Below are 15758 nucleotides of genomic sequence, written 5' to 3' on the forward strand. Positions count from 1 at the left end.
GACAACCATGATTACAGGACAGATGTTTCGTGACGGTGTTATTTCCGCCGCAAACAACATAGCAAACAGCAGACAGGCAGTTGACGCACTCAACATTTTCCCGGTACCTGACGGTGACACAGGCACAAATATGTCGATGACAATTGCATCGGCATCGGACGATATAAAAAATATGGAGGACGACAGCGACCTCGGTGATGTTGCAAAAAGAGTGGCTTCAGCGCTTCTTCGTGGTGCAAGAGGAAACTCGGGCGTTATTCTTTCACTTATATTCCGTGGCTTTTCAAAGGCATTCAAAGGTCTTGAAAAAGCAGACAGCAACGATATTGCTCACGCATTCCGTATGGGAAGTGATGCGGCGTACAAAGCAGTAATGAAGCCTACCGAGGGCACAATTCTCACAGTAGTGAGATGTGCGGCAGAGGCAACAGAAGAAATTGCACCAAGTACGCAAGAACCGATTGATGTTTTTTTGGCAGGTCTTGAAGCAGCCAAGGAGGCACTTGCAAAAACACCTGAAATGCTCCCTGTTCTCAAGCAGGCAGGAGTTGTTGACGCAGGCGGTCAGGGCTTCTTGCTCATCCTTGAGGGTATGAAATCCGTGTTCATCAACAATGTGATTATCCGCCCTATTGGTGAGGAAGCAATCACGGACAAAAAATCATCTGCAAGCGGTGAGGCTCAAAGCGGATACCAGTGCGAATTTGTTATCCAAAAGGAACACGGCGCAAAAGAGAGCGATTCAATCAAACTCCGTGCATATCTTAAAGCTATCGGCAGTGATGTTGAGGTTCACGAGGAAAACGGCAAAATCGCAGTTAAGGTTACAAGTGAACAGCTTGCCACAATTGTGCAAACTGCCACAAAATACGGTCAACTTTTTGATATAAACATTCAAAATCTTGCAACTCCAAAACAGGAGGAGCAAAACGAAAGCAGTGAAAACGAAATTGCAGAGCCTGAAAATGACTACGGCTTTGTATCCGTTTGTGCAGGCGAGGGACTCACGGAGCTTTTCTCCGACCTCGGTGCAGATATTGTTGTCAGCGGCGGTCAAACAATGAACCCGTCAACCGACGACATCATAAAAGCTGTTATGAAAGTGCCGGCAAAAATCGTGTATGTTTTGCCAAACAACAAAAACATCATTATGGCGGCGCAAATGGCAAAGAACAGCGTGAACGACAGAGAGGTTATTGTGCTTGAAACCAAGACAGTGCCACAGGGAATTTCCGCTATGCTTGCCTTTGACGAAACAGCAGATAAGGAAGAAAATGTTGACACAATGATGCAAGCGGCAGGCAATGTTCAAACCGCATCGGTTACCTTTGCGGCTCGTGACAGCGAGGTTGACGGCAAGCTAATCAAGGAAGGCCAGATTATGGGACTTTGCAACGGCGCAATCAAGTTCATCGGTGAGGACAGAGAGAAAATTGCTTTTTCTGCAACAGACGAACTGTTCAATCCTGACGAAAACGCACTTGTGACAATTATTTACGGTGAGGATGCAACCGAAGAGGACGCACAAAAGATTGAAGAAAAGCTCACCGAAAAATACGGAAGCAATATCGAGGTAAGCATTGTAAACGGCGGACAGCCTGTATACTACTACCTTATTTCAGTAGAATAATATAGTAGGAACGAACTGTGTTCGCTTTCTACAAAAGGTCAATTAATTATGGATTACTATGGATTACAGTGATTACAACATTCAATTCATAAAAGGTGTAGGAGATAAAAGAGCCCAACTTTTCAATAAGTTGGGCGTTTACACTTTACAAGACCTAATTAATTATTATCCACGAAAATACATTGACTGGAGCAAAACGCTCACGGTCAAAGAGGTCAAATCGGGAGAGCCTGCTTTCATCAAAGCAACTATGATTACCCCTGTGAAAGAGGCAAAAATCAGAAAAGGGCTTACTCTCTACAAATGCAATTTTACAGACGGCGAAACTGTCATCCATGTGACGATTTTCAACAACGCCTATCTTGCAAAAGCATTGCGAACCTTTGACGACTACATTCTTTACGGCAAGGTTGACAGAACATTCACCGAAGCTTCTATGAGTTCGCCTCAAATCGAAAAAGCAGAAAAAGCGACAGGCATTGAGCCGATTTATCCCGCAACCACAAACCTTTCGTCAAAGATTATCGAAAAGGTGGTTAGGGCAGGACTTGACAAAGTCGGAGCAATTCCCGACACTCTGCCCGAATATTTGCTGACCGAATACAATCTTTGTTCGCTCAACTTTGCAATCAGGCAAATTCACTTCCCCGATAAAGAGGAGAATATCGAAATTGCAAGACGCAGGCTGATTTTTGAGGAACTGTTAACTCTCCAACTTGGCTTGATGAAACTAAAAAGCAAGAGAGCAACAAAGAATTTGTTGAAAATGCCTCTTGATTTCAGCGAAGAATTTTATTCGCTTCTGCCGTTCAATCCTACAAACGCACAGAAAAAAGCGGTTGCCGACTGCATTGCCGACCTAAACGGTGACAGGCAGATGAACAGGCTTGTTCAGGGAGATGTCGGCTCGGGCAAAACTGCCGTTGCCGGTGCGGTTATGTACACCGTCATAAAAAACGGCTACCAAACCGCAATGATGGCACCGACCGAAATTCTTGCAACCCAGCACTATGAAAGTTTTTGCAAGCTGTTTGACGGCACGGATATAAAAATTGCCTTGCTGACAGGCTCAACAAAGGCAACAGAAAAAAAGAAAATCAAGCTCGCACTTTACGACGGCGAAATTGATTTGATTATCGGCACTCACGCACTCATTCAAAATGATGTTGAATTCAAAAATTTGGGGTTAGTGTGCACGGATGAACAGCACCGATTTGGTGTTGAGCAACGCTCCAGCCTTGCAATGAAAGGCAACAATCCGCATCTCCTTGTTATGTCCGCAACCCCGATTCCACGCACAATGGGACTGATTATTTACGGTGATTTGAACATCAGCGTGCTTGATGAATTGCCTCCCGGCAGGCAGGAAATCCGCACCGATTTGGTGACAAGTGCCTACCATCAACGCATATACAAATTCATCAAAAATGCAGTTGACAACGGCAATCAGGCGTATATTGTTTGCTCACTTGTTGACGACAACGACAGCGATTTGCTTTCGGCAAAAGAATACGCCGACAAGCTGTCTACCGAGGTTTTTCAAGGGTATAATCTCGGACTTCTCCACGGCAAAATGAAGCCAAAGGAAAAAGACAAGGTTATGCAGGAATTTGCAAAAGGCAATGTTCAAATTCTTGTTTCAACCACGGTTGTTGAGGTTGGTGTTGATGTGCCTAACGCAACCGTTATGCTCATAGAAAATGCCGACCGTTTTGGATTGTCACAGCTTCATCAGCTTCGTGGCAGAGTTGGCAGAGGCAAGGACAAGAGCTTTTGCATTTTGGTGTCCGACAACAAATCGGAGTCATCTGTTGAACGCTTAAAATTGCTTAAATCAACCAATGACGGCTTCAAAATTGCTGACTATGACCTAAAAACAAGAGGTCCGGGCGACTTCTTCGGCACAAGACAACACGGCTTGCCACAGCTCAAAATTGCGGATATGCTTGAGGATACAAAAATCCTTGAGCAATGTCAGGAATGTGCAAAATACATCCTCAAGGATGACCCGAATCTTGACAGTTTTCCGGAACTTTGCAGGCAAATTTCAGATATGTTCAGAAAGACAGACTACTGATGAAATATAAATACGAACTACACACTCATACAAAATACGGTTCTCGTCAATGTGGCAGAACCGAGCCAAAGGACATTGCAAGAATGTACAAGGAAAAAGGCTATTCGGGCATTGTCCTGACCGACCATTACAGTCCGCTGACCTTTGATTTGGCACACGGATATTTCAATCCGAAAAAATTCATTGATTGCTACATTGACCCGTATCTTGAAATGAAAAAATATGAGGACGAGCATTTTTCCGTTATGTTTGGAATGGAAATCCGCCACTATGCAACCGCAAACGACTATCTTGTTTACGGTGTTGATGAGAATTGGTTGAGAAAACAGGGCAACCTGCTTGCACTTTGGGAAAAGCAGATGTGCAAACTTATGCACAGCCAAGGCTATTTGGTGTATCAGGCTCACCCGTTTCGACCTGCGATTACAAGATGCAATCCCGACTATCTTGACGGAATTGAGGTCTACAACGGCAAAACTCCAAAGAAATCGAACGAAAAAGCGGAGGCTTGGGCGAAAAAGCACAACAAACTGATGGTGTCGGGTTCCGACTTCCATGTGCCAAAACAGCTTGCAAGGGGCGGAATCATAACCGAAAAACCGATTCGCAACAATGCCGATTTGCTTTATACCCTAAAATCTATGGATTTTGAAATGATTAAAACTTATTAATCTGTACTCCAAAATTTTATTAATATTATATCTTTTTAAATGGTTAAGCATACTATATAATATTCTCATAATAAACCGATAGGAGAATATTTTATGGAAAAAACAGCAAAGAACAACAAGGTTAAGCGTGTTTGCATAACAGGTCTTATGGCGGCACTTGTTTGCGTTGCAACTGCTTTCATCAAAATGCCGACAGGCATAAATTCGGGCTATCTTCACTTTGGTGACAGTATGATTTATCTTGCAGGATGTTTGCTTGGTCCGTGGGCTTCCCTTGCGGCAGCTATCGGCGGTGCGCTTGCAGATGTCATTTCCGGAGCACCGCAATGGGCACCGGCAACCGCAGTCATCAAGGCACTCAACGCTGTTCCGTTCATCCTTGTTTGCAGAAACACAAATCACAAAATCATCACCAAATGGACAGTGCCAATGACCATAGTTTCGGGTCTTATCACAATTGGCGGATACCTCTTGGCAGAGGGCGTTATGTACTCGTTCCCAACAGCAATCACATCGGTTCCGTTCTCCTGCATTCAGGCAGTCGGTTCGGCAATCGTATTCATTATCGTTGGTGCAGTCCTTGACAAAATCAAAATCCAAAAGTATATCTGATAATTTACTCTATAAAAGGCTTTACGGTGTGTAACCGTAAAGCCCTTTTTTTCATATTATATTATGTAAGATAACAGGCAAATACGGGGTGGCAGTGCGTGATGCCGTGAATAGCTGTCATTTTCTGCCTGATAACATATATCGCTTATTCCATCGAATTTGCAAGGCGGTCGTATTCGTCAATTGCCTTTGAAAGTGCAATATAGCAGTAGCCGAGCGAGTTGTTCATTTTTTCCTTTGCGGTGGAAATGTGTCGGGAAACGGTCGGTTGCGACAGTTTCATCAGATTTGCAATTTCTGCTTGGGTTTTGTGATTTTCGTATCTATATCGGAGGCAAACGCTCTGCATTGGGGTTAATTCCTCCTGCATAATCAGTGGCAAAACAGCCGAAAATGCCTTTTTCTTTGCCTTCTCTCTGTCCATTCCCTCAACCGTGGAATAGTCCTCGTAATAATAATTATTGATAAAGTCTATCATTGTCGTGGTCCTCCTCGTAATATCCAAAAAGCATTGATGCCGTTCTTCTGCATTCACAAGCCATATCGTAATATATTTTTATTTTTCTTCTCAACGATACAAGGTCCTCGCCACGATAGACGCACAGCAACGGCTTCATTGCGTCAAGTCGTGCGCTCAACACCTTGTATTGTTGCTCATATTCATGAGCCAATTCATTAATTGTCATCTTCTGCCCTTCTTTCAATATGTATTAAATCGACTTGAGTGGTTTGTCAATTTTAGACAAGCTTTTATCGAACTTATGTTCAAATTTCGCAATGTCTACTGCATATATTAGTCGAACATTTGTATTGTGTCAATATTTTTTGAATAAAAAGTCCAAAAAACTTCTCGACAAAAATCGACAAATAGTACAGATGTTGTTGTTTTTGTCTATTAAAAGGTGATAATTTAATTTTATGAGGTTCATCATAAAATTTCATCACCGTTTTTGTATATTTTACCAAAAATGTTTTAACTTTTCACTTGACAAGTTGGTAAATTTCTACTATAATGTTGGTACGCTCGAAACGGAGCCGCAACCGTTTTGGGTAACCTGTCCTCCTATAGTTTGTTATAGACAGAGAGGGAAAAGAGTAGGTGTTACACCTACTCTTTTTTCTTTATACAGCCTCAGGCTGTCGATAAAGCCCCTGAAACACGCCAAATATATTTAACCGATTTGCCTCCACTTGAGGCAAGGGGAGGTGGCAACACGAAGTGTTGACGGTGGGGTTTTAAAAATGCCGTAAGTATCGAACTTACGGCATTTTTGGCGTTTTTCGTTTTTTGCTCGGGGGCGGTACCATCGTACAGCTCCCACTCGCAAGAAAACGAAATTCAGAACCTTTCTAAACAGCCTTTTTAATGCGCCTACAATGAAATTCAAGAGTTTAAAAATGAAACTAATTCCGTAGTGGCGAACTTTGTTCGCCTGCAAAATCCGAATATCAAACAATTTGTCAGCACAAATAAACTCTGCCTATATATTGTATTAATTACAATTATATGTTATAATATATCGAATAAATTGTGAGGTGAACTTATGCAAGAGATTTTTACAGAGGTTAAGGGCGAGGCTCTTACTATCGTTAATTCCACCAACACTGCTATTGCTGCACAGAGCGGTTCGTTGCCTGTTTTTGGCACTCCGTTTATGATTGCTCTTATGGAAAAGGCAACTTGCATGGCTATTTCTGACTTTTTGGAGGGTGACGAAACTACTGTCGGCACAGCAATCAATGTCACTCACGATAAGCCGAGTGGTGTGGGCACGGTTGTAATTGCTTACGCAACACTCAAAGAAGCGCAGGGCAGAAAGCTCATCTTTGATGTAAAGGCTTGCGAGGAGGACGGCACGGTAATCGGCAAGGGCACAATCGAAAGATTTGTTGTTGACAGCGTGCGTTTTATGAAAAAAGTGGAGGCAAAATAATGGTTAAGGCGGTTATTTTTGACTTTGACGGCACACTTTGCGACACGGGTGTCGGCGTCAAAAAAAGTGCAAAATACGCACTTGATGCATTCAATATTGAATCTCCGGAATGGGAAGAACTCGACTTTTTTATTGGACCTCCACTGCTTGTAACATTTCAGGAAAGATTTAATCAAAGCGTTACGGATGCCGAAAAGCTCGTTAAAAAATATCGTGAAAGATATACAAATATCGGACTGTACGAAAGCGAATTTTACGAGGGCATTCCACGGCTGTTAAAGACGCTTAAAAACGAGGGCTTCAAACTCGGTGTTGCGTCATCAAAGCCAATCAACTATGTTGAGGAGCTTCTTATAAAAGCAGGACTCAAGGATTATTTTGACTGCATAAGTGCAGTCAGCTTCAATGCAGATTGCGAATCAAAGCAGAGCATTTTGAGCCGTTGCGTAAACGAACTTGGTATTGAACCTGCAGATGCAATTATGGTTGGCGACAGATTTTATGATATGGACGGTGCACGAGAAGCCGGAGTTCCAAGCGTAGGCGTTCTTTGGGGATTCGGCAACAAGTTTGAACTTATCGAAAGCGGTGCGGATTATGTTATCGACAAAATCGAGGACATCGAATCCATTGCTCTCGGTATGTACGAAAGAACCGAAAATGCCCAGGGCATCTACAATGGCAGAGTGCTCACCTTCCATGTTGACGACATCACTCTTTGCAACGGTGACAAGGCAAACAGAGAAGTTGTTGACCACCCGGGCGGTGTGGGAATTATTGCGCTGACCGATGATGAATGTGTGTATATGGTGCGACAGTTCCGCTATCCATACAAAGAAACTATATACGAAATCCCTGCCGGCAAGCGTGAAAAGGGCGAAGACCCTCTTGAAACCGGCAAGCGTGAACTTCACGAGGAATGCGGTATTATTGCGGAAAATTATATCGATCTCGGCAAAATTTATCCGTCACCGGGCTACACAAACGAGGAAATCTATCTCTATGCTGCAACAGGTTTGACCAAAGTTGAGCAAGAGCTTGACGAGGACGAATTTTTGCAGGTGACAAAAATGAAACTGTCCACTCTTATTGCAAAAATTATGAGCGGTGAAATCACAGACGCAAAAACAATTGCAGCCGCATTTAAACTGAAAGAATTGAGAAATATAAAGTAATGAGTGCTTATTTAGATAACAGTGCAACCACAAAGCCGGAAGAGGCAGTTGCAAAAAAAGTTTATCAAATGTTGACCGAACATTTTGGCAATCCGTCATCTTTTCACAAAGAGGGATTGGACGCAAATGCAGAGGTTCGCAGAGCAAGGGAGATAATTGCAAAATCCCTTTCGTGCGAAAACGAGGAATTGTTCTTCACCTCGGGTGGCACAGAGGCAAACAACCTTGCAATCTTTGGCTCGGCAATGGCAAACAAGCGCAAAGGCAACCGAATTGTCACAACTGCAATTGAGCACGAAAGCGTGCTTGAATCGGTGGCAGAACTTGAAAAACAGGGCTTTGAGGTTATCAGGCTTGAACCGAACAGCGACGGAAACATCAGTGAGGAGCAGATTTTTGAGGCTGTCAACAGCGACACAATCCTTGTTTCGATGATGTATGTCAACAACGAAGTCGGCTCGGTTTTGCCTGTCAAGAGCATAAGAAAAGCTGTCAAAAAAGCAAAAGCACCTGCACTTGTGCACATCGACTGCGTTCAGGCATACGGCAAGTACGAAATCAAGCCTGCCAAATTGGGCGCTGATTTGGTGACAATCACGGCTCATAAGGTGCACGGTCCAAAGGGCACGGGTGCGTTATACATCAAAAAAGGCACACGAATTGTACCGAGAACATACGGCGGAGAGCAGGAACACAAAATCAGACCCGGCACAGAGGCTTCACCTCTTATTGCAGGCTTTGGCGAGGCGGTTTCACTCTTCCCCGACCTAAAAGAACAAACAAAAGCAATTCACGAGCTTAACTCTTACGCAAGGGCGGAGCTTGAAAAAATCGGCGGTGTAAAAATCAACAATTCTACCGAATCATCGGACTACATCCTCAATGTGTACATTCCGAGTTTTATGACAAGTCAGACGATTGTTCAGCATCTTTCAAGCCAATACGGAGTTTATGTCAGCAACGGTTCAGCCTGTGCAAAGGGCAAAAAAAGCCATGTGCTCACGGCTATGAAACTCGGCGACAAAGTGATTGAAAAATCAATCCGCATCAGCTTCAGCCGAATGAACACAAAGGCAGATGTTGATGAGCTTACCTCGGCAATCAGGGAAACTGTGGAAAAATATCCAATATAAATCAAACAAACCTACCAAGGCGCCCCTTACTTGTAAGGGGAGCTGTCTGCATCTTGTATGCAGACTGAGGGGATTAACCCTAACTACCAAATTTCAACACAACAGGAACAAAAAATGAGAGAAATTATACTTATCAAAAACGGCGAGCTTGTACTCAAGGGACTCAACAGAAACACATTTGAGGACATTCTCATAAAAAATATGCGCAAGGCACTTGCCGAAATCGGCGAGTTCACCTTCAAAAAAAGCCAGTCAACTATTATGGTTGAACCAAATGATGACGACATTGACCTTGATGACGCAGTTGAGCGCCTCAAAAAAGTTTTCGGCATTGCGGCACTTTCAAGAGCGCTTGTTGCCGAAAAGGATATGGACGACATAAAAGTAAAGACTATCGAATACCTCGGTGAGCGTTTTGAAGAAGTTGAAACCTTTAAGGTGGAAGCAAAGCGAAGTGACAAAAAGTTCCCGCTCAAATCACCTGAAATTTGCAGAGAACTTGGCGGTCACATCCTTTCAAACTACCACGATTTAAAGGTTGATGTGCACAATCCGGAACTCACCGTTACGGTTGAAATCAGAGATACTTATGCTTTCATCAGAGGCAACAACATCAAAGGTGCGGGCGGTATGCCTGTCAGCACAAGCGGACGAGGTGCGGTGCTCATCAGCGGTGGCATCGACTCACCTGTTGCAGCTTATATGATGGCAAAGCGTGGAATCGAACTTGTTTCCGTTCACTTTGCTTCCCCTCCGTACACCACCGAACTTGCCGAGCAAAAGGTTATGGATTTGCTCCACAAGGTTGCACAGTACAGCGGACCGATCACAACTTATGTTGTGCCGTTTACCGAGCTTCAGGAGGCTATCAGGGATAAGTGTCCGGAAGTTTACTTCACAATTATTATGAGAAGATATATGATGAAAATTGCGGAAATCATTGCAAATCACCAAAATTGCTCCGCACTCATCACAGGCGAAAGCGTGGGTCAGGTTGCAAGCCAAACAATCTACGCACTCGGATGCACCGATGTTGCAACCGAACTTCCTGTTTTCAGACCTTGCATTGGTATGGACAAGGACGAAATCGTGCGTATTTCAAGAGAAATCGACACTTTCCAGACCTCAATTTTGCCATACGAGGATTGCTGTACGGTGTTCACTCCAAAGCATCCGAAAACAAGACCGCATATTGAAGAAATACTTGAAGCAGAAAAAGCACTCGACAGCGAGGCTCTAATCCAAAGAGCTGTTGAAGGTGCAAGAAAGACAGTGATTAAATAATGAAAAAGGATAATAAAAATTCATTTGCCGAAATGGTAAAAAAATACAAACTTCCTATCATTTGCATAAGTGCCCTTGTTGCAGTTTTGGTTGCAATTGCAGTCATCAGCTCAATAAGCACCGCTTATTTAAGACCGTATGAAAAGAAGTACAACATCAAATATCCTCGCCATATTGCAGAAGAATTTTGCGATGCGTACGGCAAAAATTCTGCGGTTTGCGGTATGTTGACATTTGATGACACAGATGAAAAAATATTTGTCACTTCCGATGTATACCAAAACGGAAATCACTTTGATTCAGGCTCTGCAATTGATGACGGCAAGCAAATCAAATCAATCGGGCTTGAAAGCTCTGCGACCGAGATTGAAAAGCTGTATTCATCCGTCAAGGGATATAACAGTTGCACTCAAAAGGTCACACTCACCGATATTTACGGCAAAAGCAAAACTTATCAGGTCATCGCCGCTTATTATGCAAATGTTCTCGGCAAAGACGACAACGGCTATGTTTTTCCGTATTTTGCCCACGGCGATTTAACAGAGGACAGCTTCAACCAATACGAAGACAGAGTCCACTGCCGTTCGCTCTATCATCCGTCATATGATATGTCATATACCGATAATTATTTGAGCATAAATGTAGACACTGAGTTTATGAAAGACTTTAAGTTCGTCATCCTCTGCGTTGAGGTTGACGGCAAGGTTAAGCCATATACCGACGCTGTGAAGAATAAAAAAATCCATTACCCGCAGGTTTGGTACGATAAGCACGACAAACACAATCCGTATTGGCTCTCGTCACAATGGCAACCCGAAGTCTACACCGACAAAAAGCACAAAACAACTGAAAAGATGTAATATACAAAACAAAAATGACTGCCCAAGTGACAGTCATTTTTTATTTGTCCTTCCGACAATATAATCAATACTTGTTTTATAAAAGTCTGCTAATTTCCATAACAAATCAATCGGAATTTCTCGTTTTTCATTTTCATATTGTGAATATGTGTTTTGTTTGATGTTTAAAAGTTTTGCTATTTGATATTGTTTCAAATCATTATCTTCTCGCAAATCCCGAAGTCGCACATAATCACCTCATTATTAGTATTTACTAAATAATACAATATCTCATAACGAGATATTGACAATAATCACAAAATGAGATATATTTTAATTAAAATCGATTTTTAAGTAATAACTCTAAATTTAGAAAAATCGACAGTACAAGTCCTATAAATCGGACTTCAAAGGCAGATTAAGTACAATTATGTTGCTTTTAGGCTAAATTATGTTATAATTTATGTATAGACAAAATATAAAAGGGGTAATCAAATGAAATTGTTACATTTAGCAGATTTGCACATCGGCAAACGAGTAAATGAATTTTCAATGATCGAAGATCAAAGGTATATTTTAACTAAAATTCTTAACATTATTGATGAAGAAAAGCCAGATGCAATTTTGATAGCCGGAGATGTTTATGACAAATCTGTTCCGTCATCAGAAGCTGTTGAAGTTTTGGATAAATTCATTAATGACATTGCTTCAAGAAAAATTGAAACATTTATTATTTCAGGAAACCATGATGGTGCAGAAAGACTTGCGTTTGCTTCAAAACTGATAGATACAACAGGTATACACATTTCACCTGCCTACAACGGAAATATTGATGCAAAAACTCTTAATGATGAATACGGAAGTGTTAATTTCTATATGTTGCCATTTATCAAACCTATAAATGTAAAGCAAATATTTAAACTTGAAGAAAACATTTCGTATTCTGAAGCAGTAAAAATCGCTATAGAAAAAATGAATATTGACAAGTCTCAACGCAATGTATTATTGTCGCATCAATTTGTAACAGGTGCTGAAGAATGTGATAGTGAAGATTTATCAGTTGGCGGTACAGAAGGAGTAAGTGCATCTGTTTATGAGGATTTTGATTATGTTGCACTTGGGCATATTCACGGACCACAAAGAGTGTCAAGAGATACAATAAGATATTCCGGAACACCACTTAAATATTCGTTTTCAGAAGTTAATCATAAGAAATCTGTTACTATTGTTAATATAGAAGAAAAAGGAAATGTAACTGTTTCAACCATTCCGCTTAATGCAAAGCGTGATTTGGTAGAGTTAAAGGGAAAATATGATGAACTTATGGATAAATCGTTTTATGATAAAAAGAATTTAGATGATTATTATCATATAACCTTGACAGATGAAAATGATGTTGTTGATGCTATTTTTAAGTTAGGTAAAATTTATAAAAACATAATGAAACTTGATTATGATAATGCCAGAACGCAGTCTATAGGAAAATTAACAGCAGTGAATGATGTAGAGCATAAACAGCCTATAGAACTTATTGATGATTTTTATAAAAAACAAAACGGTTTGGATATGGATGAAAATCAGTTATCTTATATCAATTCAATTATTGAAAAAATTTGGGAGGAACAAAAATGAGACCAAAACAAATTACAATGTCGGCATTTGGACCATATGCGGAAAAAACTGTAATTGATATGGACAAGCTCGGAACAAAAGGTATTTATCTTATTACAGGTGATACGGGTGCAGGTAAAACAACTATTTTTGATGCTATTTCTTATGCACTGTTTGGTGAGGCAAGCGGTGATGTAAGAGATGCATCTATGTTTCGTTCAAAATATGCAGACAAAGAAACTCCTACCTTTGTTGAATTGGTATTTGAATACAACGGAAAAGAGTATAAGGTTAAGCGAAATCCTGAATATATGCGTCCAAATAAAAAAGGAAACGGTGAAACTAAAGAAACAGCAAAAGCTGAATTGATATTACCGGGCGAAGAAACCAAAACTAGAATAATAGAAGTAAATGAAAAAATTAAAGATTTATTAGGGGTTAATAAAAAACAGTTTTCCCAAATTTGTATGATAGCACAAGGTGATTTTAGAAAACTTCTTGATGCAGATACTAAAAGCAGAATAGAAATTTTCAGAAATATTTTTAAAACTGAAAAATTTAAGGAAATTCAAGATAAAGTTGCCCTGGATACTAAAAACTTATCCGAAAAAAAAGAAGGTGCTAAAAATAATATTAAAACATACATAGGCTTAATTAGGTGCGATGAAACCGATGTAAAATATCTTGAATTGCTAAAGGCACAAGCCGGAGAAATGTTAACAGAAGATGCTGTTAAACTAATTGAGTCTATTATTGAAATGGATGAAAACAACAAAAAAGTTGCCGATGAAAAATTAGAAAATATTGATAAAGATCTTAACGACATCAATGTGAAAATTGAAACTTTGAAAACACAAAAGGAAAACAAAAAGCAATTTGAAGAGAATGAAGAGAATTTAAAAAGTAAAAGATCTCATCTTGAACAAGCTGAAAAAGTTTTTGAATCGGAAAAAGAAAAACAAGCCGACAAAAAGAAGCTTGAAGAGAAATCTGCATTAATTAAAGATAAACTTCCTAAATTTGAAGAATTAGATCAACTCAATAGTGTTCTTTGTGAAAACACAATCCGAGCAAAAGAATTACAAGAAAAAATAACCAACGCTAAAAACGATATTGATCGATTAAAACAAGATGAAATTAATTATAAAGAAGAACTGGATTCGTTAAAAGATTGTAATGAAAAGTGCATTTTTGTAAAACGACAGCAAGAAGATTATAAAGCTAAAGCAGAAAATATAAATGAACTTAAGGATAAATTTAATGAGTATAATCATCTTGAAAAGGAACTTGAAGAAAATAAAAAAGATGTAGAATTAGCTATTAACGAGTCAACTCGGTTAATTGAAGTGTTTAATTGCAAAAATGCCTTATTTTTGAAAGAACAGGCCGGAATAATTGCTCAGTCGTTGCAGAATAATAAGCCGTGCCCTGTTTGTGGTTCTTTGGAGCACCCTTCACCTGCCATTAAATCTGACGAAGCTCCTACTGAAGCTGATGTTAAACAAGCAAAAAAGTTTGCTGATGAAGCAACAGAAAAAGCAAACAGAATGTCGCAAGATATAAAATCATTGGAAGGAAGAATTAAAGAACTTAAAAACAGTTTGAATCAAGACGGTAAAAAAATCATTTCCGATTTTGAACTTTTAACAGCTGAAGTTCAATTAAAAGTTGTTGAATCTGAAAATAATTCTGCATTGAGTGAAATTAAATCACAAATTGAAGAGTTAGAAAAAGCTGTTGAACGCAAAGATAAAATTGAAAAAGAACTTCCTGAAATTCAAAAGAAGATTAATGATATTGATAAAAATCATAGAGAATGGGAAAAAGAGCATGAAGGATGTGAAACACTAGCCGAAGAAAAATTTGAGCAAGTGAGCAAGATAAAGCAAGAACTTGAATTTGAAAGTGTGGACGTGGCTAAGAAAAAAATTAGTGAACTTAAAGCTCGAATAGATGAAATTGATGAGGCATATATAAAGGCTCAAAATGAAGTTAAAGAAACTACTGAATCAATTAAATTACTTGAAGGTGGACAAAAAACCTTAAAGACAGCACTTGAAACAATCGTTGATTATGATGAAGATGCTTTAAATTCTAAATACGAAGAACTGAATAATCAAAAAGAAGAAGTGACAAAAATTCGAGATTCAGTTAATTCAAGAATTACAAATAACAGCGATAATCTTAAGGAAATCAAATCAAAATCTGAAGAACTTATAGGGATTGAAAAAGAATACGAATGGATGAATGCTTTGTCCGAAACTTTAAACGGTAAAATCACCGGAAAAGAGCGTATTCAACTTGAAACCTATGTCCAAATGAGCTATTTTGACAAAATCATTAACAAAGCTAACCTTCGTCTTTTGACGATGACTGATAATCAGTATGAGCTTAAAAGAAGAGAGGAAAACAAAAATTCCGGTCAGGTAGGTTTGGATTTGGATGTAATAGACCATTATAATGGAACAGTAAGAAGTGTATCTTCGTTGTCCGGTGGTGAATCATTCAAAGCATCATTGTCGCTTGCACTTGGTCTTTCTGATGAAGTTCAATCGTCGGCAGGCGGTATAAAAATAGACACTATGTTTGTTGATGAAGGCTTTGGCTCTCTTGATGAGGAATCATTACAGCAAGCCTTAAAAGCTCTTATAGGATTAAGTGATGGTAACAGGTTGGTTGGAATTATATCACATGTAACTGCGCTTAATGAAAGAATTGATAATAAGATTATTGTAAAAAAAGAAAGAGAACACGGCAGTAAAATTACAATAGAGGCTTAATGGAGGTACTTA

14 protein-coding genes are annotated in these 15758 nt (G+C 39.9%); 11 read left to right on the top strand and 3 right to left on the bottom strand.

Going from position 1 to position 15758, the window contains the following annotated elements; all coding sequences use genetic code 11:
• The first annotated feature begins 7 nt into the window (after positions 1–7).
• From B5D29_RS00595 to B5D29_RS00610, 4 genes are all read left to right on the top strand, one after another.
• A complete protein-coding gene (locus B5D29_RS00595) occupies positions 8–1630 on the top strand; it encodes a DAK2 domain-containing protein (protein ID WP_078767635.1) in 1623 nt (540 codons plus the stop codon).
• A 58-nt stretch (positions 1631–1688) separates the two neighbouring features.
• Positions 1689–3707, top strand: coding sequence for an ATP-dependent DNA helicase RecG (gene recG / locus B5D29_RS00600; RefSeq protein WP_078767636.1), 2019 nt, complete (start codon positions 1689–1691; stop codon positions 3705–3707).
• Positions 3707–4378, top strand: a complete 672-nt coding sequence (locus B5D29_RS00605; RefSeq protein ID WP_078767637.1) for a PHP domain-containing protein — start codon at positions 3707–3709, stop codon at positions 4376–4378. Before recG ends, B5D29_RS00605 begins: the two co-directional genes overlap by 1 nt.
• 93 nt (positions 4379–4471) lie before the next feature.
• Positions 4472–4990: a TIGR04002 family protein gene (locus tag B5D29_RS00610; RefSeq protein WP_078767638.1), complete on the top strand. Its 519-nt coding sequence runs from the start codon at positions 4472–4474 to the stop codon at positions 4988–4990.
• A 145-nt stretch (positions 4991–5135) separates the two neighbouring features.
• Here B5D29_RS00610 and B5D29_RS00615 read toward each other — a convergent pair whose 3' ends face one another.
• Positions 5136–5468: a sigma factor-like helix-turn-helix DNA-binding protein gene (locus tag B5D29_RS00615; RefSeq protein WP_078767639.1), complete on the bottom strand. Its 333-nt coding sequence runs from the start codon at positions 5466–5468 to the stop codon at positions 5136–5138.
• Complete coding sequence (locus tag B5D29_RS00620) at positions 5449–5676, bottom strand: hypothetical protein (RefSeq protein ID WP_078767640.1); 228 nt, start codon at positions 5674–5676, stop codon at positions 5449–5451. The genes B5D29_RS00615 and B5D29_RS00620 overlap by 20 nt, the downstream gene beginning before the upstream one ends.
• Before the next feature lie 858 nt (positions 5677–6534).
• On the opposite strand from B5D29_RS00620, the gene B5D29_RS00625 reads away from it, so the two are divergent.
• From B5D29_RS00625 to B5D29_RS00645, 5 genes are all read left to right on the top strand, one after another.
• Positions 6535–6924 (top strand): thioesterase family protein, encoded by a 390-nt coding sequence (locus B5D29_RS00625; protein WP_078767641.1) that lies wholly within the window; start codon positions 6535–6537, stop codon positions 6922–6924.
• Positions 6924–8099, top strand: a complete 1176-nt coding sequence (locus B5D29_RS00630; RefSeq protein WP_078767642.1) for an HAD hydrolase-like protein — start codon at positions 6924–6926, stop codon at positions 8097–8099. Before B5D29_RS00625 ends, B5D29_RS00630 begins: the two co-directional genes overlap by 1 nt.
• Positions 8099–9232: a cysteine desulfurase family protein gene (locus B5D29_RS00635; RefSeq protein ID WP_078767643.1), complete on the top strand. Its 1134-nt coding sequence runs from the start codon at positions 8099–8101 to the stop codon at positions 9230–9232. The genes B5D29_RS00630 and B5D29_RS00635 overlap by 1 nt, the downstream gene beginning before the upstream one ends.
• Positions 9233–9346: 114 nt before the next feature.
• Positions 9347–10516, top strand: coding sequence for a tRNA uracil 4-sulfurtransferase ThiI (thiI, locus tag B5D29_RS00640; RefSeq protein WP_078767665.1), 1170 nt, complete (start codon positions 9347–9349; stop codon positions 10514–10516).
• A complete protein-coding gene (locus tag B5D29_RS00645; RefSeq protein ID WP_078767644.1) occupies positions 10516–11376 on the top strand; it encodes a hypothetical protein in 861 nt (286 codons plus the stop codon). The genes thiI and B5D29_RS00645 overlap by 1 nt, the downstream gene beginning before the upstream one ends.
• A 33-nt stretch (positions 11377–11409) precedes the next feature.
• On the opposite strand, the gene B5D29_RS00650 is transcribed toward B5D29_RS00645, so the two are convergent.
• On the bottom strand, positions 11410–11604 hold the full coding sequence (locus tag B5D29_RS00650) for a helix-turn-helix domain-containing protein (protein WP_078767645.1): 195 nt from the start codon (positions 11602–11604) through the stop codon (positions 11410–11412).
• Between the two features lie 246 nt (positions 11605–11850).
• Between B5D29_RS00650 and B5D29_RS00655 the strand changes: the two genes are divergently transcribed.
• Both B5D29_RS00655 and B5D29_RS00660 read left to right on the top strand, forming a co-directional pair.
• Positions 11851–12987, top strand: coding sequence for an exonuclease SbcCD subunit D (locus B5D29_RS00655; protein ID WP_078767646.1), 1137 nt, complete (start codon positions 11851–11853; stop codon positions 12985–12987).
• Positions 12984–15746 (top strand): AAA family ATPase, encoded by a 2763-nt coding sequence (locus B5D29_RS00660; protein ID WP_078767647.1) that lies wholly within the window; start codon positions 12984–12986, stop codon positions 15744–15746. Before B5D29_RS00655 ends, B5D29_RS00660 begins: the two co-directional genes overlap by 4 nt.
• Positions 15747–15758 lie beyond the last annotated feature (12 nt).

It is taken from the genome of Eubacterium coprostanoligenes, assembly GCF_900167205.1.
GTDB classification, from domain to species: Bacteria; Bacillota; Clostridia; order Oscillospirales; family Acutalibacteraceae; genus Eubacterium_R; species Eubacterium_R coprostanoligenes.